Consider the following 21,925-nt stretch of genomic DNA (forward strand, 5'->3'; position numbering starts at 1 on the left):
AATGCCCGCCCGCTCCGCCACCCTCATACCGACCCGGCTCGGGCGGCTCCTCGACCGGCCGATCGGCGTGGCGCTGCTCCTGCTGATCTTTGCGCTGCTCACCCGGATGCGCGACTTCGGCAATCCGGTCGCGCATGTCGACGAGCAATATTATCTGCTGGTGGGCGACCGCATCCTGCATGGTGCGCGCCTCTATATCGACCTGTGGGATCGTAAGCCGCCGGGGCTGTTCCTCCTGTTCGCCGCCTTCCGCCTGCTGCCCGGCGACGGGTTTCTGGCCTATCAGTTGGTCGGAACCGTCTGCACCGCCGCGACCGGATGGCTGATCTGGCTGGCTGCGCGGCGCATGGAACTGAGCTTTCCGGCGGGGCTGGCGGCTGGCGCGGCCTATATCCTGTGGCTGCCGCTGCTCAGCGGGGGCAGCGGCCAGTCGCCGGTCTTCTACAATCTGGCGATGACCGCGGCCGCCGTACTGACGCTGGAGTTGCCGCGCCTGGCGGAGCGGCGCGCGGTCGGCGCGATCGTCGCCAACGGGGCAGCCGCCTGCCTGTTGGCGGGTATCGCGATCCAGATCAAATATACGCCCTTGGTCGAGGGAGCATTTTTCGGCCTTGCGCATCTCTGGTATCTTCGGCGGGCGGGCGGGCGCATCGCTGTCATGGTGCTGGCGGCGCTCACCTGGCTGGCGTTGGGGCTGCTGCCTACCGCGTTGGTCGTCCTGCATTTCTGGTGGCGCGGCGGGCAGGCGTTCGATGCCTTCTGGTTTGCCAATTTCACCTCGATCATGCTGCGACGGGGCTATCCGGCGGCGAAGATCGTCGCGCGCCTCGCGGGGATCGGGGGACAGCTGCTGCCGCTGATCGCCTGCGCCGTCTTCGCCTTCTGCAAGGGGCCGAAGCGTCCCGAGCTGACGCTGACCCGCATCTGGCTTGGCTTCGCGATCATTGCCTTTGCGATGATCGGGGCGTTTTTCGACCATTATGCGCTGCCCCTGGTTGCGCCGCTCGCGCTGGCCGCCGCTCCCGCCTTTGCGTTACGGCGCAGAGCCGTGGTCGGGGTGTTCATCATCGGGGGTGGTCTGCTCGGCTTTCATTCCGCGACCAACGACCCCAGCGAAGGCGACGGCATCCGCCGCATGGCGCAAGTGATGGCGGCGGTGGACGGCCGCGAATGTCCTTATGTCTTTGCCGGCGATTCCAGCCTCTACCACCTGTCGGGCGGCTGTATTCCAACGGCTTATGCCTTCCCCTCCTCGCTGGCCTATGAGGCCGAGCGGGGCGCGATCGGGATCGACGAGAGCGCCGAGGTCGCGCGCATCCTGGCCCGCCGCCCGCCCGCGATCGTGACGATGGACGATCCCCTCTCGCCGTGGAACGTCGCAACCGAGGCAGCGGTCGACCGAGCGCTGGCTACCGCCTATCGCCTGGTCCTCTCCGTGCCCCGCGAGGGCCGGCACGAACTGCTCTATGTCCGTCGCGACTTGCCTGTCCTGCCCCGGAAATAAGGGGCATGGCCGCGGTTGTTTTGCTGTCTGGTCCGCCCCATCTCCCGCGCCGGACAAAGCTGGAGCGACAAGCAGATGAGCGACGACGCCTATACCCCGCCCGCGATCTGGACATGGGACAAGGAGAGCGGCGGCCGCTTCGCCGCCATCAACCGGCCGATCGCAGGGGCGACGCATGACAAGGCGTTGCCGGTCGGCAAGCATCCGCTCCAGCTCTATTCGATGGGCACGCCCAATGGGGTGAAGGTCACGATATTGCTGGAAGAACTGCTCGCCGCCGGTCATTCGGGCGCCGAATATGACGCCTGGCTCATCAGCATCGCCGATGGCGACCAGTTCGGCAGCGGCTTCGTCGCGATCAATCCCAATTCCAAGATCCCGGCGCTGGTCGACCGGCGTGGCGGCGAGCCGCTCGCCATTTTCGAATCCGGTGCCATCATGACGCACCTGGCCGAGAGCTTCGGCGCGTTCCTGCCGACCGATCCGGCGGCCAGGGCGCGCGTCATGTCCTGGTTGTTCTGGCAGATGGGCAGCGCGCCGTTCCTGGGCGGCGGTTTCGGCCACTTCTACGCCTATGCGCCGGTGAAGATCGAATATGCGATCAACCGCTATGCGATGGAGGCCAAGCGCCAGCTCGACGTGCTGAACCGCCAGCTGGAGCACAACGCCTTTGTCGCGGGCGACGCCTACAGCATCGCCGACATGGCGATCTGGCCCTGGTATGGGCAGCTCGTTCTCGGCCACCTCTATGAGGCGGCGGAGTTCCTTCAGGTACAGGAATATACCCATGTCCTGCGCTGGGCGCGTGACATCGCGGCGCGGCCTGCGGTGCGGCGCGGCAAAATGGTGAACCGCACCTTCGGCGAGCCGTCCGAGCAGTTGCGTGAGCGGCATGACGCCAGCGATTTCGATACGAAGACGGCGGACAAGCTGGGCTGAATAGCCAATTCCTCCCATAGCTGTGCTTGGGGAACGGTGGTGGAGGGGCAAGCCGTGGCGCCCCTCCACCGGCCTGCGGCTGATCCCCCTCCCCATGCGAGATGGGGATGAATGAGCATGACGTCCGCATGTCATCTGCCGCGAATGGGTTGATCCGTGCCGCCGTCTGCGCCTTAAGTCCTTGCCATGCTTCCCCGCTCCTTCTTTTCACGCCCGGTGATGGCGCTTGCGCTCACAGCGGCCGCCCTGGTCGAAGGTCCGCTTTGCGCCGCCGATCCTGCGCCCTTCGACCTGCCCGGCCCCGGCTTGCGCATTTCGGTCACGCGCGGCGACCGGACGCTGCCCATCGCCGAGGTGCCCAACCTTGCCACCGGCGACCGCCTGACGATCGAGGCGGACCTGCCGCGCGATCAGCGGGCGCATTATATCCTGTTCTCCGCCTTCCTGAGCGGCGCGACCAATCCACCGCCCAAGGACTGGGTGAAGTCGGCCGAAACCTGGAAGTCCAAGGACAAGGATCGCCGCCTGACCCTGACCGTGCCCAAAGGCGCGCGACAAATGGCGTTGTTCATGGTGCCGGAGACGGGCGGCGCATCGGGCACCATCGTCGATGCCGTGCGCGATCGGCCGGGCGAGTTCGTCCGCGCGGTCCAGGACCTGAACCAGGCCTCGCTCGACCGCTCGCGACTGAACGCCTTTGTCGCGGCGATCCGGGCGCAGGAAAACAGCCATCCGGAGTTCCTGCGCACCCTGGCGCCCGCTCTGTCCAACAGCTTGGCGATCAAGCTGAATCCCGACTGCCTGGCCAAGGTGATCGAGTTGCAGGCGGCGTGTCTGCTCGAAAACCAGGATAATCTGGTGCTGGCCGACATTCATAGCAGCTCGATGACCGACACATTGATCGGCGCGCCGACCGACCTGGCCTTGCAGGTCAGCTATACCCGCGAGGCGGGGTTGGGTTATTACAGCCCCTATATCGGCGTCATCCGGGACATTGCGCGGGTGTTCGGCGCGTTCGGCAATCCGCAATTCGGCTATCTGCCGACGCTGGCGACCCGCGACGGCGACCGGATGTCCCTGCTGCTCAACGCCGCGCCGTCTTTCGCGAAGCCCAAGTCGGTGCTGGTCGCCGCCATGCCCGCCATCGACGCGGTCAGCCCGCCGCGCCTGCGTGTGACCGGCGACGTGCCGCTCTGCGGCGCGCGACCCGGTCTGGTCCTGCCGGTGGAGGGCGCGCCGCTGATCTATTCAACCGCCTTTGCCCGCAACATGACGGTGTCGATCTCCGCCGCCGATGGCAAGCGGATCGATCTGCCCGTCCGCGCCCGCGCCGATCGCGGCGGCTATGTCCTGACCGAAGCGCTGCCCGCTGGCACATTGTCGGGCAAGGTGTCCGCCAAGCTGCACGGAGATTGGGGGTTCGACAGTTTCGAGGGGCCGAGCTTCACGCTGCAATTCCCCGGCAGCGGTGACTGGCGGGCCGAGGATAGCGGGCAGAGCCTGGTCGTCGGCCGCGACAATAGCGTCGCGCTGACCGGCCCAGCCGCGGCCTGCGTGACCGGCGTGACGATGCGCACCGGTTCGGGCGCGCCGCAGCCCGTATCCTTCACCCTGCGCGGGGGCGACGGCATCACCGTGACCCTGCCTCTGAAATCCGCGCGTGCGGGTGATGTGACGCTGGAGGTGCAGCAGATTGGCGACGAGGCCCCGCGCAGCGTCTCCTTACGCGCCTTTTCGCCGGCCAGCCGGATCGACGCGGTGACCCTGGCCAAAGGGGATCGCTTCGCCACGCTGACCGGGCAGCGGCTGGACGAGATTGCCGGAGTCGAGATCGGTGATGTCCGCCTCTCGCCCGATGGCCTGACCCGCGAGGCCGATACCGACCGGCTGATCGTCACCGCCGCCGATGGGCGCCTGCCTGCGGGTAACAGCGCGAAGGTCCGGCTGAGCGATGGGCGAACCCTATTGGTGCCGATCACCGCCGCCCCGCCCCGCCCCTTTGCCACGTTGATCGCGCGCAGCCTGACACCGAAGGGCGCCACCGGGGCCGTCACGCTTGCCACGCGTGATGAGAACGTGCTGCCCGACCATAGCCGCCTTACCTTCTCGATCCGCGCGGTCGAGGGAACGCGGCTGGACCCGACCGATGCGATCGAAGTCGCCGCCCCCGACGCTGGCCCGTCGGTTACCCTGGAAGGGGGACGCGACGTCAGGCTGTCTGCCCCCGACGTCGCAGTTGCAATGCTCGACCCGGCACGGCTGGGTCCGGCCGCGGCGGGAGCGCTCCGTTACCGGATCGTGCGCGGCGGCATCAAGGGTGACTGGAGCCCTCTTGCCACTTTGGTACGCCTGCCGGGGATCGATGCGATCACCTGTGCGGCGGATGGGTGCCAGATGGCGGGAAGCGATCTGTTCCTGATCGACCGGGTGGCGGCGAACGCCGACATGGCCGGGGCGGTGAGCGTTCCGCCGGGCTTTACGGCGGCCCGGTTGACGGTACCGCCACCGCAGAACGGGTTGCTGTACATCACGCTGCGCGATGCTCCGGCGGTGGTCTTTGCCGTCGCACAGAAACCGTAGGAGAATCGCTGGCCCTTCGCCTTCACGGAGGCCGAACGGAGATGGCGTTCCCCACCGATATGCGTTCACGCCAAGCGGAGGGGCTGCCTATCCCGGCGACGCGATCTTTGCCTTTCGTCCCAGAAGAACAGCGGATGACCGTAGAGGATCACGCCGCCGCGGGCTCGCGCCGCTCAAGCGCCCGGCGCAGCGATTGAACCTCATCCTTCAACGCCCGAAGGTCATCGACACCCATGCCCGAGCGGGTGATCAGATCCTCGCCTAGACAGCCGCAGCGATCGCGCATGTCGTGGCCAACCGGCGTCAGCCGCACCCGGACCTGCCGTTCGTCCTGAGGATCGCGCTCGCGCATCAGCAGCCCCGCCGCCTCCAACCGCTTGACCAGCGGCGTGACCGTACTGGACTCCAGCGACAGCCGCTGCGCGATCGCGCCGATCGTCCGCCCATCCTCTTCCCACAGCACATGCAGCGCGAGATATTGCGGATAGGTCAGGCCGAGCCGGTCGAGCATCGGTTTGTAGCTGCGCTGGATCGCCATGTTGGCGGCATAGACCGCAAAGCACAGCTGTTCGTCGAGCGGCCAGGGGGCCGACATTCGCCATCTCCTATAAGGGCGAAAAACATATCGCGATAAAAGAAGCGCTGGACAAGCCCAGTGCGACCGCATATATCTGTATCGCGATAACAATTATTGGAGTTACAACCATGGCTATCGACGTAAAGTATCAGACCCAGGCCCGCGCGACGGGTGGCCGTGACGGTCATGCGAGCACGGCGGACGGGGCGCTCGACGTCAAGCTGTCGACGCCGAAGGAATTGGGCGGCGCGGGCGGCGACGGCACCAACCCCGAACAGCTGTTCGCGGCGGGCTATTCGGCCTGCTTCATCGGCGCGCTGAAGGTGGCGGGCCAGCAGTTGAAGGTGAAGATTCCCGATAACGTCGCGGTGTCGGCCAAAGTCGGTATCGGTCCGCGCGCCGCGGGTGGCTTCGGCATCACCGCCGATCTGACCGTCGAGCTGCCGGGCGTCGATCGCGCCGAAGCCGAGAAGCTGGTCGAGGCGGCGCATCAGATCTGCCCCTACTCGAATGCCACGCGCGGCAATGTGGATGTCGGCCTGACGCTCGCCTGACGTTCGCACATACTCCCTGAACCTTATCGGCGCGGTCTGATCTCCCTCAGACTGCGCCGATTGTGTCAGGCGGAATCGCGGATAATCAGGCGCGGCGGCATTTCCAGCCCCGGTGCCGCCGTCCCCTCCAGCCGCGCGAACAGCGCCTCGACCATCGCCTTGGCCCCCGCCTCCAGATCCTGTCGGATCGTGGTCAGTCGCGGAATGGCGCGCTCTGCCAGCGGCAGGTCGTCGAAACCCGTGACGGAGACATCGCCGGGCACAGACCGGCCCCCGGCGACCAGCGCCGCCATCGTCGCCAGCGCGATCATGTCCGATGCCGCGACGATACCGTCGATCCCCTGCCCCTCCCGCGTCATCCGCGCCAGATTGCCCTCGATCTGGCCGGGCATCAGTTCGGGCGCGAGGGCGACATCCAGTTGCTGCGGCGGCGGCAGACCGGCCTCGGCCATCGCCTCGCACAGCCCGGCATGGCGCTGCGCCAGTTCCAGCGTGCGGACCTCACCCATGAAGGCGATCCGGCGGCGGCCCGTGGCGATGAGATGCTCGCCCGCCAGACGGCCGCCCAGTCGGTTGTCGACCCCGACCGCGCAGTGATGCTGGCCGGGCATGGTACTGCCCCAGACGACGAGCGGCAGATAGGTCTCGGCGACAGCGTCGATGACCGATAGCTGATCCGACTGGCCGATCAGCAATACGCCGTCGACCATCCCCGATCGGGTAATGCGCGACAGCCAGTCGTCATCGTCCGGGATGATCCGCGACAGCATCACGTCATGGTCACGCGCCGCCAGTTCGTCGGCGAGATGGCCGAGCAAGGTCATGAAGAAGGGGTCGGAAAGACGCTGGCGCCGTTCATGGCCCAGCGGGATGGCGACGCCGATCACGCCGGTCCGCTGCGCGCGCAGGCGGCGGGCCATCTGGTTGATCTGGAAATTATGCTCGGCGGCCAGCGCTTCGATCCGCTGGCGCGTCTCGGCATTGACGACGCTCTTGCCCGCCAGCGCGCGACTGACGGTGCCGGGCGACACGCCCGCCAGCCGGGCAATGTCCTTCAAGGTTCGGGCGGGCGGGGCCGATTGGGTCATGGCCGTCCTCCTGAACGAAAAACGGGGCGGATGCCATTGGCACCCGCCCCAAGGGGAGCTGGGATCAGAAGCGGTAGCGGACCGAGGCCGTCACCGTGCGCCCGTACAGCGCTGTGTTGTTGAACACGCCTTGCGTCGCCGACAGGACCGGGAAGATGCCACCGCCCCCACGGAAGCCCAGCTTGTCGAAGATGTTGTTGGCGTTCAGGCCCAGCTCCAGCTTGTCCATCGGCCGCACGGTGATGAAGCCGTTGAAGAAGGTCGAACCCTTGATCGTGTAGAGGTTGAAGTCGTCCGACTTGGTGCTGGTCTGGCCGTTCATGCTGACGCCGAACGCGACCGGACCCGCATCATAGGAGGGCGAGACGACGAACAGGAAGTCCGGCAGACCGCCGGGCTTGTTGCCGACCAGCGCGGGCGTCGCGCTGCTGGTGATCTTCGAGTTCGCATAGGTCGCATCAACCGCCAGGTGGAAGTCGCCATAGGTCACGCGGCTGGTGAACTCGATACCGTAGGAGCGATAGCCGTTCGAGATGTTCGGATTGTTGTTCGGCGCCGGATTGTTGATCCGGGTGAAGTCGTAATTATTCTCGGTCAGGGTCGAATGGAAACCGGTGATCTCGACCGAGTAGGACGCACCATATAGGCCGCCGCGCTGCTTCAGGCCGATTTCCTGCTGGTTGAGGAAGTTGACCGAGGTCGCCTGCCCCTGTGCATTCAGCGAGCCGTCGGCATTGAAATTGCCCGACAGGACACGGCGATCGGCGTTGAAGCGGCCGCCCCGGCTGGCACGGGCAAAGACGCTGGTGTGGCTGTCAAAGGCGTAGAGTGCACCCACCGACCAGCTGAAATAACCATCGGTATAGTTGATCTTCTCCGCAGTCGGGCTGAGCACCAGCGAGGGGATCAGCGCCGAACCCAGCGCGTCCGACACACGGGTCGTGGGGCCGGCGACGCCGCCCTGCGCGGTGCCCTCGCCATGCACGCTGTCATAACGGACCGACGCGTCCAGGTTCAGGCCGCCGACCTCGTAGCCCGCCTGCAGGAAGGGCGCGACATCGGTGTAGGTCAGGTCGACCCGCCGTGCACAGCAGCTACCCCAATTGTCGTTGAAACCCGCCTGGCCCGCCGCCGTCAGTTGCGTGCCCGTGGTCGAGAACAGGTCGAGCGGCGCGGCATTCTCGCCCTTCAGCTCGCTATACTGACGGTTGACGTGCCAGTCCTGGACGATGTTCTGCCGCATCACGAACACACCGGCGGTCAGCCGCGCCTTGCCCGGCCCGACGTCGAACTTGCCGTTCAGCGTCAGGTTGTTGGCGAAATTGTCCATGTTCTTCATGACGGTGTTGATGTTGGGATTGTTGTTCACATACGGCCCGGTGAACAGCTGCCCCGTATTCGGCCCCGCCGCATAGCGGACCGAACCCACCGTCTGGCCATTGACGGTCGAACCGATCAGACCGCCATTGCCGGTCAGCGTCTGGACGTTGATGAACTGCGTGGTGAAATTACCGCTGATCCACTGATAGCGGATCGTGTTGTCCAGCGAGATATTGTCGGTGAAGTCGTAATGAAGCTGGCCGCTGATCCCGGTGACGCGCGGGTGGATGCCCTGCACCTCGGCCGACTTCACGCCGCCATTGTCATAGTCGAGATACTGGAAGTTGCGGTTATAGACCGTATAGGCCGAACCCGAACGCCCGTCGAAATTGGGCAGCGGCGTGAAGCCCGTCACCCGGTTGCCGTCCAGCGTGGCCAGCGTAGGCGTGGTGGTGTTGGTGGGCGCCTGTTCGTCCAGCCGCTTGAAATACAACCGCACGAAGCCGCGATTGTCGGGCAGATCCTTGGTGATGTTCGCCTTGATCTGATAACCGCGCAGGATATTGAAATTCTCGTTGGTGTAGCCGCCGCCGTTGCGCGCATAGCCGCCGACATGGAAGCGCGTCGTGTCGTCGATCGGGCCGCCATAGTCGAAATCGACACGGTGTTCGCGAAAGCCCAGGCCGTTGGAATAGGCGATCTGGCCGCCCTCTACATCGCCGGTCTTGCTGATGAAGTTGATGACCGCGCCCGGCGCCTGGCTGGCGAAGGTCGAGGCCGAACCGCCGCGCACTGCCTCGACCGTCTTGATGTTCTGGTCGAAACGCAGCCAATAGTCGTTATTGCCGAAGTTGATGTCGCCGAACAGGACGTCGGGCAGGCCGTCTTCCTGCAGCGAGACATATTCCGAACCGCCGGTCGACACCGGGATGCCGCGCACGCCGATATTGGCATTGCCGCCCGGACCCGCCGTATCGCTGGGCTGAAGGCCGGGGATGTTGCGCAGGATTTCGGCGGTCGAACGCGGCGTGAAGTTCTGGATCGCCTCCTGGCTGACCTGCGATACCGAGATGGAGCTGCGGAAGCGCGACCGCTCGCCGCTGGTCGCGGTGACGACGATATCCTCGCTGGAAGCGCCGGCGTCCGGGGTGGCACCCTCCTGCGCCGCCGGGGCCGGAGCCTGCGCCGTTTGCGCAAAGGCCGGTGCGCTCACCAGCGCGATGGCCAAGGCTGCCATGGATCCGCAGGACCGCAGAACGCTCGTCGTCATATCCCTCTCCTGATTCGCCCCGGTTTCCGGGATGTCGTGCAGTATCCGTATCACACAAACAATCGTTTGCAATCTCCTTTTGCAAACCATTGCAAAAATCGTTGATCAGTGTGATCGGAAAAACACATGCCTGCTCGCCGGGGCGGATGATAGGATCGCCGCCCCCTGCATGATAGGCCGAATTCGAGACCGACCGGGCGCGAAGCGCGGCGATGACATGGAGGATGACCGCATGAATGACAGCCCCCCCGACGCGATCCGATCGGTCCTGATCGTCGGCGGCGGCACGGCCGGTTGGATGGCCGCCGCCGCACTCGCCCATGCCGCCCCGCGCGGGCTGGCGATCACGCTGGTCGAGTCGGATGCGATCGGCACGGTCGGGGTAGGTGAGGCGACCATCCCGCCGATCCGCCTGTTCAACCAGACATTGGGCATCGACGAGGCCGAATTCCTGCGCGAGACGAAGGGCAGCTTCAAGCTCGGTATCGAGTTTATCGGCTGGGGCCGCGAGGGGCATCGCTATTTCCACCCCTTCGGCACCCACGGCAAATCCTTTGATCTGGTCGCGGTGCATCAACATTGGCTGGCGGCGGGTGGCTCCGACACCGGCATCGCGTTCGACGATCTGTCCATGGCCTGGGGCGCCGCCCAGCGCGGACGGTTCGCCACACCGATGGCCGATCCGCGCAGCGTCGCCTCGACCTTCGACTATGCCTATCATTTCGATGCCGGGCTCTATGCGCGGTTCCTGCGCCGCTATGCCGAGGCACGCGGGGTGGCACGGGTCGAGGGGAAGATCGCGGGCCACGCGCTGGAGGCGGCGCGCGGTCATGTCGCTTCGGTTACTCTGGCGGATGGCCGCGTGCTGGCGGCGGACCTGTTCGTCGACTGTTCGGGCTTTCGCGGGCTGCTGATCGAAGAGGCGCTGGGCACCGGTTATGAGGAGTGGACGCACTGGCTGCCCTGCGACCGGGCGGTGGCGATGCCGTGTGTGACCGGCGGCGACGGGCTGACGCCCTATACCCGCTCGACCGCGCGCGCGGCGGGGTGGCAATGGCGCATCCCGCTCCAGCACCGGACAGGCAATGGCTATGTCTATTGCAGCCGCCATATCTCGGACGATGAGGCCGCCGCGACGCTGATGGCGAATTTGGATGGCGAGGCGCTGGGGGATCCCCGGTTCCTGCGGTTCACCACCGGGCGGCGCAAGCTCATGTGGAACCGCAATGTCGTCGCCATCGGTCTGTCGAGCGGGTTCATGGAGCCGCTGGAATCGACCAGCATCCACCTGATCCAGGCGGGCATCGCCAAGCTGCTCGCCTATTTCCCGACGCGGGCCTTCGCTTCGTCCGGGATCGAGGAATATAACCGGGTCGCGATCACCGAATATAAGCGCATCCGCGACTTTCTGATCCTGCATTACAAGCTGAACCAGCGGACCGATGCGCCGCTATGGCGCGAATGCGCGGCGATGCCGATACCGGACACGCTGGCGATGAAGATCGCCCATTTCCGCGAAAGCGGACGGCTGGTCGCGCGCGACATGGACCTGTTCGGCCCGGCGAGCTGGGCGGCGGTGCATATCGGGCAGTTCAACATGCCGCAGGGGATGGACCCGCTCTTGGCTTATGGGGACGCGGCGCAGAGCCGCACGTTCGTGGCGAAGCTGGCGAGCGCGATCGGGCAGATGGCGGACTCGATGCCGAGCCATGGGGACTGGCTAAAGAAGATCGGGGCGACCACTTGATCCTCCCCGTGCCGGGGAGGTGGCAGCGCGAAGCGCTGACGGAGGGGGGCTCCGGCAAGGGACGCCCGTTGAGGCACGCCCCCTCCACCACCGCTTCGCGGCGGTCCCCCTCCCCGTGACGGGGAGGATTTTACAGCCCCTCGCCGCCGACCCATTGCGCGTGCGCCAGCCGCCGCGCGAGTTCCCAATTCTGTTGGCGAAGGTCCGGCACCGCCACCACTTCCCACAGCCCGCCGCGCGTCATCGGGCCGATGCAATAGAGCCGCTCGGCCACGCCACCATCGCCCGCGACGACATGGCTCTGTGCATCGACCTCCAGCCCGATGCGCAGCGCATCGGGCCGGATCATGCCCTCAGCCAGCAACTGCCGGATCAACGATTCCTGCGACCGCAGCAGGTCACCCTGCGGCCCCGTACAGTTGACGATCCGCGCGACGCGCAGCGCCTCGACGCCATCGGTCCCACGCGGGCGCCAGTGGACGATCGCCCCATCGCCGTCCGGCTCTACCCGCACCAGCTTGCCGCCCGCGACCGACAGCCGCCCCGCCTCCATCAACGCTTCGACCCGATCCGCAACCGACGGGGCCAGGCGGTGGCGGTGGACGTCCCAATAGGGCCGCACATGCCGGAGGAAACGCGCGCGCGTCGCGCCGTCCGCCGCGCCCCACATCATCTGCGTCACCGGCCGCAGCGCATCGACCGCCCCGCGCCAGCCCTGCTCCTGCGCGGCGCAACGCACATGCCGGACCAGTGCGGACAGACTGGCGGCGGGCCGTTCGCGAAGCGGCGTGGCCGGCGGCGTCTCGGCATGACGGCGAGGGACCAGCCCGCGGCGGGAAATGGCGATCGTGCGCCCGCCAAACCCGCTCGCGTCGAGCAGCAGCGCCGCATCGATCGCGGTCAGCCCGCTGCCGACCAGCAGCACGCGGTCGTCCGCCCCTAGGCCCTCGGCAATGTCGCCCGCCCAGGGGTCCTCGCGATAGCATCCTTCCGCCAAAGCCGCCGGATCGATCCCCGGCGGCGTGTGCGGCGGCAGATTGCCGAGCGCCAGCACCACCGCATCGGCCGTCAGCGTCCCTCCCTCGGCCGGGTCGAGGCCATAGCCCTGCCCCGCCTGGTGGAGCGCCACCACCTCCCCGCTCGCCAGCGTCAGCCGCGCCGGATCGGCCGCGATCGTTTCCATCAGCAGATCGCGCAGATAATCGCCGTACACACGACGTGGCACGAAGGTCTTTGCGTCCCCCGAACCGCGCGCGACCAGCCAGCGGACAAAATGGTCGGGATCGTCACGCAGCGCGCTCATATTGGCCGCGCGTACGTTCAGCAGGTGATCGGCATGGGCCGCGCTATAGGCGACGCCGCGCGCCAGCTGATTGGCCCGCCGTTCGATCAACGTCGCGCGCGGACCGCCATGGCGCACCAGATTGATGGCCAGCAACGTGCCCGCAAAGCCGCCGCCGACGATCGCGACATGCTCTATCCCTGCATCCATCAACCGACCCATTCCTTCGTGATCGCCATGCCTTTGCTCTAGTCGTCCAGCGGCCAATCTTCACGTAGATTTCAGTATACGATCTCGGATCGGGTCGTTACGCTGGCTTGGTCATGATGGGAGTGGACGGGTCGATGCGGTCGTGCTGGCGAGTTACCGGGCTTTTGGTTTCCCTATCCTCACTTGCGCTGGCCGTGCCGCTCATGGCCCAGACCGCCGCTCCCGTCACCGCCGCTCCTTTGTCAGTTGAGGGGATTTTCGGTTCCAAGGCGGTGCGCACCGAATATGTTCGCTCCAGCCGCTGGGGCAAGGACGGCGAAAGCTATCTCGCGCTCGAGGACGCGCCCAAGGGCGGGCAGGACATCGTCCGCTATGCGATCGCCGACGGACAGCGTCAGGTGGTGGTCGCCGCCGCCGATCTGGTCCCGCCGGGCGCGAGCGCGCCGCTGGGCATCGACAACTATGAATGGTCGCCCGACAATCGCTGGCTGCTGATCCAGACCAACGGCAAGCGCTTCCGCCGGACCAATGCCCTGTCGGATTACTGGCTGTACGACACGACCACCAAGCGGCTGCACAAGATCGGCGGCGACGCCGCGCCTTCGACGCTGCTTTATGCGACCATTTCGCCCGACAACAGCCGCGTCGCCTATGTCCGGGGCAACAACATCTATGCCGAGCCGATCGCGGGCGGCCCGGCGACCGCGCTGACGAAGGACGGCGACGATTACGTCGTCAACGGGCTGGCCGACTGGGTCTATGAAGAGGAGTTCAGCGTCCACCGCGCGTTCGAATGGAGTCCCGACTCCAAACGCATCGCCTTTCTGCGTTTCGACACGAAGGGCGTCGGCACCTTCGACATGATCAAGAACACCGGCGGACAGTATTCGCAGGTGATCCCGCTGCAATATCCCAAGGCGGGGACGACCAATTCGGCAGTGACGACCGGCGTGATCGACCTGGCCGACGGCGCGACCCGCTGGTTCAAGCTGGCAGGCGATCCGCGCCAGAACTACGTGCCGCAGATAAGCTGGGCGGGGGGACCCGACGCCCTGTTCATCCAGCAATCCAACCGCCTCCAGAACACGTATAACGTCCTGCTCGGTGACCCTGCGACCGGTGCGGTCAAGCCGATTATGGTCGAGCGGGACGCCGCCTGGGTCGAGGCGAATGTCGCGCCCGAATGGCTGAACGGCGGGCGCGCCTTCACATGGCTGTCCGAGCGCGACGGCTGGCGCCACCTCTACACCATCGACAGAGCGACTGGCCGCGCGACCCTGCGTACACCGGGCAAGTTCGACGTGGTCGAGCTGCTGAACGTCGATGAGAAGGCGGGTTACGCCTGGTTCATCGCCTCACCCGACAATCCGACCCAGCGTTATCTCTATCGCACCACCCTGTCGGGCACGCCCAAGGTCGAGCGACTGACGCCTGCGAACCAGCCGGGCACCCACAGCTACGACATCGCGCCGGGCGAGCATTGGGCACTGCACACCGTCTCGCGTTTCGATGCGCCGCCGGTCACCGACATGCTCGACATGACCCGTCAGCAGTCGCTGCGCACGCTGGCCGCCAATGCGCCGCTGGCCAAGGTCTTAACAGATACCGGCCTGCCCGCCACCGAGTTCTTTCGTGTCGACATCGGCGGCGGCACCCAGCTCGACGGATGGCTCATCAAGCCGCCGCACTTCGATCCGGCCAAGCGCTATCCGATCCTTTACTTCGTCTATGGCGAACCCTGGGGCCAGACGGTCGCGGATCGCTGGGCAGGCGCGCAGGGGCTGTGGCACCGGATGCTGGCGCAAAAGGGCTATCTGGTCGCCAGCCTCGATCCGCGCGGCACCGCCACCCCGCGCGGCCATGACTGGCGCAAGGTCATCTATCGTCAGGTCGGCATCCTCGCCTCCGCCGACTATGCGGCGGGCGTGAAGGCGATGCTGGCGACGCGCCCCTATATCGATCCCGACCGGATCGGCATCTGGGGCTGGAGCGGCGGCGGCGCGATGACCCAGAACGCGCTTTTCCGCTATCCCGAGCTCTACAAGACCGGCATCGCGGTGGCAGGCCCCACCGACATGAAGCTCTACGATACCATCTATCAGGAACGCTACATGGGCCTGCCGCAGGACAATGCGGACGGGTACAAGAACGGCTCGCCGATCACCTTCGCCGAGCGACTAAAGGGCAATCTGCTGCTGATCCACGGCACGCTGGACGACAATGTCCATTACCAGAATCAGGACCAGCTGGTCGACCGGCTGATTCACTTCAACAAGCCGTTCACGATGATGGCCTATCCCGACCGCAGCCACGGCATCTATGAGGGCGAGAACACCAGCATCCACCTCTATTCGCTGATGACCCGTTATCTGGAGACGAACCTGCCGCCCGGCGGCCGGTGAGCGGGGTCAGGAAACCCAAAGCATCCGGGGCTTGCCCTGGCGCCGCCAGCCCTGAGGCGTCCGGATGTAGCGGCTCCGTGATGCGGAGCCGCACAGCCCGGTGCAGGTGCACACGATCTCCACCGTCGCCGAGCGTCCGTCGGCCGCCATCACGGGCGAGCCGACCGCGTAGATATAGGCGGCGACGGGGCGCGGTCCCGGGACCGGAGCGTGGATATCGGCACGGGACCGGGCATCGGCATCCGCCGCGCGATACCCCTTGGGCAGCGCGTCGCGAAGATCGGGACATAGCTTCATGAGGCCGCTGCGGTCCGGATCGGTTTCGAGATAACTCTCGTCCCCGCCCCACGGCCGCATGTCCGCCAATACGGCCCGGCCTATCGCGCAGACCGATTTTGACGATGTGGGCGGCGCGGTCAGCAAACTGACGATAGCGAACATCACGGACATGGTCCTCCTGAAATCGGATGATCGGCAGGCGGGCGGACAAACACAAGCGCGATCATTCCGTCCCAGGCACCCGCCGCAATCCCTTACGCGGCACCAGCATCGACGGCTCCTTCAGATCGTGGACCAGCCCGATACGGCGCAAACCCAGCAGCACCCACCAGCCCGGATCATGCTGCCCCGGCTCGATCCCCAGCCGCGCGGAGTCGGGCCAGGCATGGTGGTTGCCATGCCACGCCTCGCCGAAGGTGATGAGCGCGGCGGCGGGCAGGTCGTGGCCCTGCACCGCGACATCGTCGATGCGCCAGCCCTGGGGTCCATGCCGATGGGTGATGTGCCCGACCAGCCAGTGCCCGGTCACGCCGACCGCCACCCGCACCGGCACACCCCAGATCAACCATGGCTGGCCCCCTGCCCATAGAAACAGCAGCGCCCATGGAAGCTGTTGCGCCATCCAGCTCGCCTCCAGCCACGCCAGGAAACGATCGTCGCGCAGCCGCGCTTCGGGCGCGAAACGCGGCGGATGGGTCAGGTCCAGTCGGCAATGCATCTGCCACCACGCATCGCGCAGCAACGACGTACGGTGCGCGTGCAGATCGTGACATTCCACCTGCCGCTGCGCCCAGTCGCGCATGTCGTGCAGACGCACCATGCCCAGCGGCCCCGCCATCCCGACCAGCGTACCCAGATAGACCAGCACCCGCTCGAACCAGAGCGGTGCCGCGAAGCTGCGATGGATGAGCAGCCGGTGCAATCCGATCGAATGGCCCAGGCACAGCGTTACCGCCGAGGTCGCCAACCATAGCAGCACCGCCCCCGGCGTGACATAGATCGGTGCCAGAACCAAAGCCGATCCCGTCATGGCGATCATCCAGAGCGAACGCGACGGCGCCCATCGGACCCGGCCTTCGCGGGCATTGCTGTCGGGCAAGGCAATCATGCGGACAGTCGAACGGCCGGTCATGCAGCGATCCTTATATACTTAGGTATATTCCTAATTACCAACGTGCATTTGTCAACGCTTAGCGAATTGCCTAAATATCAGACCATGCAACGTGTGTTCGAGGCACTCGCCAACCCGGCCCGCCGCCGTATCCTGGCCTATCTGGCCCATGCCGAATTGAGTGCAGGCGACATCGCCTCGCGCTTCGACATGGCCAAGCCGTCCATTTCGCAGCATCTGTCGATCCTGGAGTCGGCAGGCCTCGTCTCTAGCGAAAAGCGTGGCCAGTTCGTTTTCTACCGATTGGTGCCCGAAAGCCTGACCAACACGCTGCACGGCTTCGTTCAGGAGGTCTGTCCGGTCGCGCGCCCGCTGAAGCGCGAGAGCGCCGCCTTGGCGCGCAAGGATGACGAAACGCCCTAACCCTCAATGAAATCGCCATACGCAGCTCGTCAAGCGTCGTTGCAATCGTTTGTTGCAATCTGTGGCCCGGCACGGCATGATGGCCTCCACGCGGCAAGCCAGCGATAGACTATGAGCCCACCCCCGCGTGCGAGAGGACTTGCATGACCCCGTCCACCCCCGCCGCCGGAACTGGAGTGCCGTTCAAACCCCGCCTTTCGCTGACCCGTATCCTGGAAATGAATCTGGGCTTCCTCGGCCTGCAATTCAGCTTCGGGCTGCAACAGGGGAATATGGCGCCGATCTACAGCTATCTCGGCGCGTCAGAAGCACAGATTCCCTTGCTTCAACTCGCCGGGCCGATGACGGGCCTCCTCATCCAGCCGCTGATCGGCGCGATGAGCGACCGGACAGACAGCCGCTGGGGGCGGCGCACGCCCTATTTCCTGATCGGGGCGGTGCTGTGCGCGTTGGGGCTGTTCTTCATGCCGTTGAGCTCGTCGCTGCTGATGGCGGTGTCGCTGCTGTGGATTCTCGACGCAGGCAACAACATCACCATGGAGCCGTACCGCGCCTATGTCTCCGACCGACTGGACGGGGCGCAGCATAATGTCGGCTTTCTGACGCAGAGCGCCTTTACCGGGCTGGCGCAGATGCTCGCCTTCCTCACCCCCTCGATCCTGGTCTGGGCGGGCATGAACCCGGACTGGGTCGACGGGCATAATATCCCCTACACCGCGCGCGTGGTGTTCATGATCGGTGCGGTCCTGTCCTTCGTCACCATCGTCTGGTCGATCCGGCGGGTGCCCGAACTGCCGCTGACGCCCGATGAGCGTGCGCGCATCGCCGCCGCGCCCAAGGGCATCGGCGCGACGCTGAAGGAAATCGGCGATGCGATCCGCGCCATGCCGCTGCCGATGCGCAAACTGGCGCTGATGAGCCTGTTCCAATGGTATGCGATGATGGCCTATTGGAACTATGTCATCTACGCGATCGGCCGCTCGGTATACGGCACGGCCGATGCCACCTCGTCGGGCTTCCATGCCGCCGTGCTGACCAATGGCGAGGTCGCCGCCTTCTATAACGGCGTGGCTTTTGTCGCGGCCTTCGCGATGGTGCCGCTGGCCAGGCGGATCGGCGCCGCACCGCTGCACGCGATCTGCCTGGTCATCACCGGGATCGGCATGATCGCGATGCCGCACATGACCAGCAAGGCGATGCTGTTCCTACCCGCCATCGGTATCGGCTTGGGCTGGGCCAGCATGATGGGCAACCCCTATGTCATCCTGGCGGGCTCGATCCCGCCGGAGCGCACCGGCGTCTATATGGGCATCTTCAACATGATGATCGTCATCCCGATGCTGATCTTCGGCGTGACGCTGCCGCTCTTCTATCAAAGCTGGTTGGGCGGGGACCCGCGCAATGTGCTGACCCTGTGCGGCGTGTTGATGTTGCTCGCCTCCCTGTCCGTCTACTCGGTGCGCGCCCGCAATGCGCAAGGGCTGCCGCTCGGCGCCGCTCCGCAAGCCTGATCCCCCCCGACTGTTCTTTCCCGAGGTATCATGACCGACACCCCTGCCCCCACCCATTGGTCGGCCGATGCGCTGGTCGGGATCGCCGCGCAGACTGACGCTCGCCTGCCGGTCTTTACCGCCGCGGACGTCTTGCCGATCCTGCCGACCCATGATCTTTGGGACATGTGGCAGATCGCCTATGCCGATGGGCGCACGGCCCTTTTCGGCGAGCGAAGCTGGTGGTTCTTCCTCGCCACCCCGCGCCTGGCCGACCCCGAGATGCGCCATGACGAAGCCCGTATCCGCCTGACCAGCTACGGCGCGGATGGCTGGCGCGATCATGGCGAGACCTTTGCCGAAGGCTTCACACCGGGCAGTCGCGAATGGTCGGGCTCGGCGGTGCTGGGCGAAGACGATACGACGCTCACCATGTATTTCACCGCCTCCGGGCGGCATCGCCAGCCCCGTACATTCGAGCAGCGCCTGTTCGAGACGCAAGGCCGCTTCATCATCGAGGGCGACGACGCCCGTACCGAGGACTGGAGCGAGCCGGTGGAAAGCGTCGCGGCGGACGGCCATTATTACATCGTCGCTAACCAGCCCGAGCCGGAAAATGGCGGCATCAAGGGTTTCCGCGATCCTGGCTATTTCCGCGATCCGGCGGACGGCGCGGAATATCTGCTGTTCGTCGGCTCGGCGGGTTGGGTAAAGCAGGAAATCGATGGCGTGATCGGCGTCGCCAAACGCGAGGGCGACCGCTGGACGATCCAACCGCCGCTGATCGAATCGCTGGGCGTCAACAGCGAGCTGGAACGCCCCCATATCGTCATGCAAGACGGCCTTTATTACTGCTTCTGGTCGACGCAGGCAAAGCGCTTCGCTCCAGGGCTGGATGCGCCGACGGGGCTATACGCGATGGTCGCCGATCGCTTCGCAGGGCCGTGGCGGCCGGTCAACGGCACCGGGCTGGTCGCAGGCAACCCCGTGGCGGAGCCCACCCAGGCCTATTGCTGGTGGGTGACGGGCGAAGGGGATGTCATCAGCTTCGTCGATTACTGGGGCATGGAAGGCCGCGATGCGAGCGACGACGTCCCCTTACGCCGTGCGCGCTTCGGCGGGACGGCCGCGCCGTGGTTCCGCCTGGTGTTCGATGGCGACCGCGTAAAGATCGCCTGACGGGGAGACTATGCCCCCTCCGGCAGCGGATCAGGGAAGCTGGTGGAAGGGGTCAGCCGACGACGCCCGCCGCCGTTGGCGCCCCTTCGTCAGGCCCTGCGCGTACTACTGTCGCTCAGGCGGTCTCGCGCAGCACCAGTTCGGGGTCGAGCACCACCGACCCTGCATCGCTTCCCCCGATTCGGGCGAACAGCGCATCGACCATCGCCCGAGCACCGGCCGCGATATCCTGGCGAATGGTGGTGATGCGCGGAACCGCCTGGGCAGCGAGCGGCAGGTCGTCATAGCCGATGACCGGCAATGTCTCGGGCACCGCGATCGCGCGATCGGCGAGCGCCCGCACGGTCGTCATCGCGATCATGTCCGAGGCGGCGGCGATCCCGTCGATTGGCAGGACGCCGCCACCCTGTTCCAGCAAGGCGTCGATATGGGCCGCGATTTCCTGCTCCATCACCTCAGAGGCGAGATGGGTGGCAAGCTGCACGGGGCCGCCTTCCAATCCGGCGTCGGCCATGGCGCGCGCGACGCCGTCATGACGCTGGCGGATTTCGGGCGCGCCGATATCCCCCAGAAAGGCGATGCGACGGCATCCCCGCTCGATCAGCCGCCGCCCCGCCAGATAGCCGCCTTTCGCGTTGTCGGTACCGACCGCCGCATGGACCTGACCCGGTAAGTTCACGCCCCAGGCGACGAGCGGACGATAGCGGCTGGCGACCCGCTCGATCGCATCATATTGGTTCGACTGGCCGATCAGCAGTACGCCGTCGACCATGCCGCTATCGACCACCCGATCGAGCCAGTCGGCGGCATCCGGAATCACGCGGGACAACATCACGTCATAACCGTTTTCGGTCAGCGCATCGGCCAGATAGCCCAGCATGGACATGAAGAACGGGTCGGACAAATGCTGGCGCCGGTCATGCCCCAGCGGCACGACGATGCCGATCACGCCGGTGCGACGCGTGCGCAGGCGGCTGGCCATCTGATTGGGGCGAAAGCCATATTGGTCGGCCAGCGCCTGGATACGGGCGCGCGTCTCGGAATTGACCAGCGACTTGCCCGCCAAGGCGCGGGACACGGTGCCGGGCGACACCCCGGCCATCTGCGCCAGATCCGCGATCGTCCGGACCCGACGATCGCCTCCCCCCATGATATTGTCTGTCATGTGCGAATGCTAACCAAAGCATCGGCGCGCTAACAAGCAGCCAAAGACAATTCCGGCAATTTCCTCACATGGATTAACAATATTGGGCGCTGACGTCCATTTTAAGGCCATGTAGCGCTACCACTCGGCCGCCCTGGCATTGCGGCGCACAGATGACCCGCAGCCAACGCGACCCGCTCGACGCGTGGATTTGCGCATCGATGGTGAAACCCCGCCGATGCCGGATGGCATGGGATCGGAGCCGTTCAAGCGCCGACAGAGACTCGGGCCGATAGAATGGCAACACGTCCCGCCGCGCCGGAGACCGGCCTTGTGGCCAATCGAACAGGCGATAGACGCCCGTCGACCAATTCAACCCTTCGGACTCCAGATCGCATGACCAGCGGCCCATGCCGCGCGCGACCAGCCATGCATCATTTGGCTCGGCGCCCGTTAAATCGGGCGCATCCAGACACCCCAGGTCGAAACGCAGGCCGCGTTCAAACAGGGGCCAGCTGTGGTTCAATGCGAGTGGCTCGGCTGGTTTCATACGGCGCTCCACTAAAGCGCACGAAGGCTAGACAGGGATTCTTAATTCCGTGCTAAAAATCCGCCCCACGGCGGCCATGAAGCCCCACCCGGCCTGCGCCGGAGTGGGGATAGGAGGTCAGACCTTGTCGGTCAGCTCGGGTACGACGGTGAACAGGTCGCCGACCAGGCCGATATCGGCAACCTGGAAGATCGGCGCGTCCTCGTCCTTGTTGATCGCGACGATGATCTTGGAATCCTTCATCCCCGCCAGATGCTGGATCGCACCCGAGATACC

General features: G+C 65.8%; 17 protein-coding genes and 1 pseudogene. 9 read left to right on the forward strand and 9 right to left on the reverse strand.

Translation table 11 applies throughout. From position 1 onward, the window contains the following. Position 1: 1 nt before the first annotated feature. The 3 genes from GGR45_RS09855 to GGR45_RS09865 all read left to right on the forward strand — a co-directional run bounded on the left by GGR45_RS09855 (position 2) and on the right by GGR45_RS09865 (position 5,023). Complete coding sequence (locus GGR45_RS09855) at positions 2–1,504, forward strand: ArnT family glycosyltransferase (RefSeq protein WP_217497952.1); 1,503 nt, start codon at positions 2–4, stop codon at positions 1,502–1,504. Between the two features lie 75 nt (positions 1,505–1,579). Next, entirely contained in the window at positions 1,580–2,443 is an 864-nt protein-coding gene (yghU, locus tag GGR45_RS09860; protein WP_175311463.1) for a glutathione-dependent disulfide-bond oxidoreductase, read from the forward strand. A gap of 186 nt (positions 2,444–2,629) precedes the next feature. Continuing rightward, the gene (locus GGR45_RS09865; RefSeq protein ID WP_175311464.1) at positions 2,630–5,023 is read left to right on the forward strand and encodes a hypothetical protein; all 2,394 of its coding nucleotides are present in this window, start codon (positions 2,630–2,632) and stop codon (positions 5,021–5,023) included. A 148-nt stretch (positions 5,024–5,171) separates the two neighbouring features. Here the strand turns inward: GGR45_RS09865 and GGR45_RS09870 are convergent, their stop codons facing one another. Then, a complete protein-coding gene (locus GGR45_RS09870; RefSeq protein ID WP_175311465.1) occupies positions 5,172–5,618 on the reverse strand; it encodes a MarR family winged helix-turn-helix transcriptional regulator in 447 nt (148 codons plus the stop codon). Between the two features lie 110 nt (positions 5,619–5,728). Here GGR45_RS09870 and GGR45_RS09875 point away from each other — a divergent pair, with 110 nt between their 5' ends. After that, positions 5,729–6,154: an organic hydroperoxide resistance protein gene (locus tag GGR45_RS09875; RefSeq protein WP_175311466.1), complete on the forward strand. Its 426-nt coding sequence runs from the start codon at positions 5,729–5,731 to the stop codon at positions 6,152–6,154. A 65-nt stretch (positions 6,155–6,219) separates the two neighbouring features. Here GGR45_RS09875 and GGR45_RS09880 read toward each other — a convergent pair whose 3' ends face one another. Next, entirely contained in the window at positions 6,220–7,242 is a 1,023-nt protein-coding gene (locus GGR45_RS09880; protein ID WP_175311467.1) for a LacI family DNA-binding transcriptional regulator, read from the reverse strand. Positions 7,243–7,306: 64 nt separating this feature from the next. Continuing rightward, complete coding sequence (locus GGR45_RS09885) at positions 7,307–9,832, reverse strand: TonB-dependent receptor domain-containing protein (RefSeq protein WP_175311468.1); 2,526 nt, start codon at positions 9,830–9,832, stop codon at positions 7,307–7,309. Between the two features lie 232 nt (positions 9,833–10,064). Here GGR45_RS09885 and GGR45_RS09890 point away from each other — a divergent pair, with 232 nt between their 5' ends. Further along, positions 10,065–11,579, forward strand: coding sequence for a tryptophan halogenase family protein (locus GGR45_RS09890; protein ID WP_175311469.1), 1,515 nt, complete (start codon positions 10,065–10,067; stop codon positions 11,577–11,579). Between the two features lie 130 nt (positions 11,580–11,709). On the opposite strand, the gene GGR45_RS09895 is transcribed toward GGR45_RS09890, so the two are convergent. Next, positions 11,710–13,071, reverse strand: coding sequence for an FAD/NAD(P)-binding protein (locus tag GGR45_RS09895; RefSeq protein WP_175311470.1), 1,362 nt, complete (start codon positions 13,069–13,071; stop codon positions 11,710–11,712). A 203-nt stretch (positions 13,072–13,274) separates the two neighbouring features. On the opposite strand from GGR45_RS09895, the gene GGR45_RS09900 reads away from it, so the two are divergent. Beyond that, positions 13,275–15,473 carry a S9 family peptidase gene (locus tag GGR45_RS09900; protein WP_246358138.1) on the forward strand — a complete coding sequence of 733 codons (2,199 nt, stop codon included), beginning with the start codon at positions 13,275–13,277 and terminating at the stop codon, positions 15,471–15,473. A 6-nt stretch (positions 15,474–15,479) separates the two neighbouring features. Here the strand turns inward: GGR45_RS09900 and GGR45_RS09905 are convergent, their stop codons facing one another. After that, positions 15,480–15,923: a hypothetical protein gene (locus GGR45_RS09905; RefSeq protein WP_175311471.1), complete on the reverse strand. Its 444-nt coding sequence runs from the start codon at positions 15,921–15,923 to the stop codon at positions 15,480–15,482. A 52-nt stretch (positions 15,924–15,975) separates the two neighbouring features. Further along, the gene (locus tag GGR45_RS09910; protein WP_175311472.1) at positions 15,976–16,884 is read right to left on the reverse strand and encodes an acyl-CoA desaturase; all 909 of its coding nucleotides are present in this window, start codon (positions 16,882–16,884) and stop codon (positions 15,976–15,978) included. Between the two features lie 84 nt (positions 16,885–16,968). On the opposite strand from GGR45_RS09910, the gene GGR45_RS09915 reads away from it, so the two are divergent. The 3 genes from GGR45_RS09915 to GGR45_RS09925 all read left to right on the forward strand — a co-directional run bounded on the left by GGR45_RS09915 (position 16,969) and on the right by GGR45_RS09925 (position 19,955). After that, positions 16,969–17,286 carry a metalloregulator ArsR/SmtB family transcription factor gene (locus tag GGR45_RS09915; RefSeq protein WP_175311473.1) on the forward strand — a complete coding sequence of 106 codons (318 nt, stop codon included), beginning with the start codon at positions 16,969–16,971 and terminating at the stop codon, positions 17,284–17,286. Positions 17,287–17,429: 143 nt separating this feature from the next. Further along, complete coding sequence (locus tag GGR45_RS09920; protein WP_175311474.1) at positions 17,430–18,797, forward strand: MFS transporter; 1,368 nt, start codon at positions 17,430–17,432, stop codon at positions 18,795–18,797. A gap of 30 nt (positions 18,798–18,827) precedes the next feature. Continuing rightward, positions 18,828–19,955, forward strand: coding sequence for a glycoside hydrolase family 68 protein (locus tag GGR45_RS09925; RefSeq protein ID WP_175311475.1), 1,128 nt, complete (start codon positions 18,828–18,830; stop codon positions 19,953–19,955). Positions 19,956–20,070: 115 nt separating this feature from the next. Here the strand turns inward: GGR45_RS09925 and GGR45_RS09930 are convergent, their stop codons facing one another. The 3 genes and pseudogenes from GGR45_RS09930 to GGR45_RS09940 form a co-directional block, all read right to left on the reverse strand. Next, positions 20,071–21,120, reverse strand: coding sequence for a LacI family DNA-binding transcriptional regulator (locus tag GGR45_RS09930; protein ID WP_246358139.1), 1,050 nt, complete (start codon positions 21,118–21,120; stop codon positions 20,071–20,073). Between the two features lie 73 nt (positions 21,121–21,193). Beyond that, positions 21,194–21,649 carry a hypothetical protein gene (locus GGR45_RS09935; RefSeq protein WP_175311476.1) on the reverse strand — a complete coding sequence of 152 codons (456 nt, stop codon included), beginning with the start codon at positions 21,647–21,649 and terminating at the stop codon, positions 21,194–21,196. Positions 21,650–21,766: 117 nt separating this feature from the next. Next, a pseudogene (locus GGR45_RS09940) lies at positions 21,767–21,925 on the reverse strand (electron transfer flavoprotein subunit alpha/FixB family protein); the annotation flags it as partial.

Source organism: Sphingomonas zeae (assembly GCF_014197135.1).
GTDB classification, from domain to species: Bacteria; Pseudomonadota; Alphaproteobacteria; order Sphingomonadales; family Sphingomonadaceae; genus Sphingomonas; species Sphingomonas zeae.

Bases quoted from the DNA above. Each gene is read 5' to 3' on its own strand.
- GGR45_RS09890 (WP_175311469.1), top strand. From the start codon at position 10,065: ATGAATGACAGCCCCCCCGACGCGATCCGATCGGTCCTGATCGTCGGC.
- GGR45_RS09855 (WP_217497952.1), top strand. From the start codon at position 2: ATGCCCGCCCGCTCCGCCACCCTCATACCGACCCGGCTCGGGCGGCTC.
- GGR45_RS09910 (WP_175311472.1), bottom strand. From the start codon at position 16,884: ATGACCGGCCGTTCGACTGTCCGCATGATTGCCTTGCCCGACAGCAAT.
- GGR45_RS09900 (WP_246358138.1), top strand. From the start codon at position 13,275: ATGGCCCAGACCGCCGCTCCCGTCACCGCCGCTCCTTTGTCAGTTGAG.
- GGR45_RS09925 (WP_175311475.1), top strand. From the start codon at position 18,828: ATGACCGACACCCCTGCCCCCACCCATTGGTCGGCCGATGCGCTGGTC.
- GGR45_RS09930 (WP_246358139.1), bottom strand. From the start codon at position 21,120: ATGACAGACAATATCATGGGGGGAGGCGATCGTCGGGTCCGGACGATC.
- GGR45_RS09865 (WP_175311464.1), top strand. From the start codon at position 2,630: ATGCTTCCCCGCTCCTTCTTTTCACGCCCGGTGATGGCGCTTGCGCTC.
- GGR45_RS09880 (WP_175311467.1), bottom strand. From the start codon at position 7,242: ATGACCCAATCGGCCCCGCCCGCCCGAACCTTGAAGGACATTGCCCGG.
- GGR45_RS09875 (WP_175311466.1), top strand. From the start codon at position 5,729: ATGGCTATCGACGTAAAGTATCAGACCCAGGCCCGCGCGACGGGTGGC.
- GGR45_RS09905 (WP_175311471.1), bottom strand. From the start codon at position 15,923: ATGTCCGTGATGTTCGCTATCGTCAGTTTGCTGACCGCGCCGCCCACA.
- yghU (WP_175311463.1), top strand. From the start codon at position 1,580: ATGAGCGACGACGCCTATACCCCGCCCGCGATCTGGACATGGGACAAG.
- GGR45_RS09915 (WP_175311473.1), top strand. From the start codon at position 16,969: ATGCAACGTGTGTTCGAGGCACTCGCCAACCCGGCCCGCCGCCGTATC.
- GGR45_RS09885 (WP_175311468.1), bottom strand. From the start codon at position 9,832: ATGACGACGAGCGTTCTGCGGTCCTGCGGATCCATGGCAGCCTTGGCC.
- GGR45_RS09935 (WP_175311476.1), bottom strand. From the start codon at position 21,649: ATGAAACCAGCCGAGCCACTCGCATTGAACCACAGCTGGCCCCTGTTT.
- GGR45_RS09920 (WP_175311474.1), top strand. From the start codon at position 17,430: ATGACCCCGTCCACCCCCGCCGCCGGAACTGGAGTGCCGTTCAAACCC.
- GGR45_RS09870 (WP_175311465.1), bottom strand. From the start codon at position 5,618: ATGTCGGCCCCCTGGCCGCTCGACGAACAGCTGTGCTTTGCGGTCTAT.
- GGR45_RS09895 (WP_175311470.1), bottom strand. From the start codon at position 13,071: ATGGATGCAGGGATAGAGCATGTCGCGATCGTCGGCGGCGGCTTTGCG.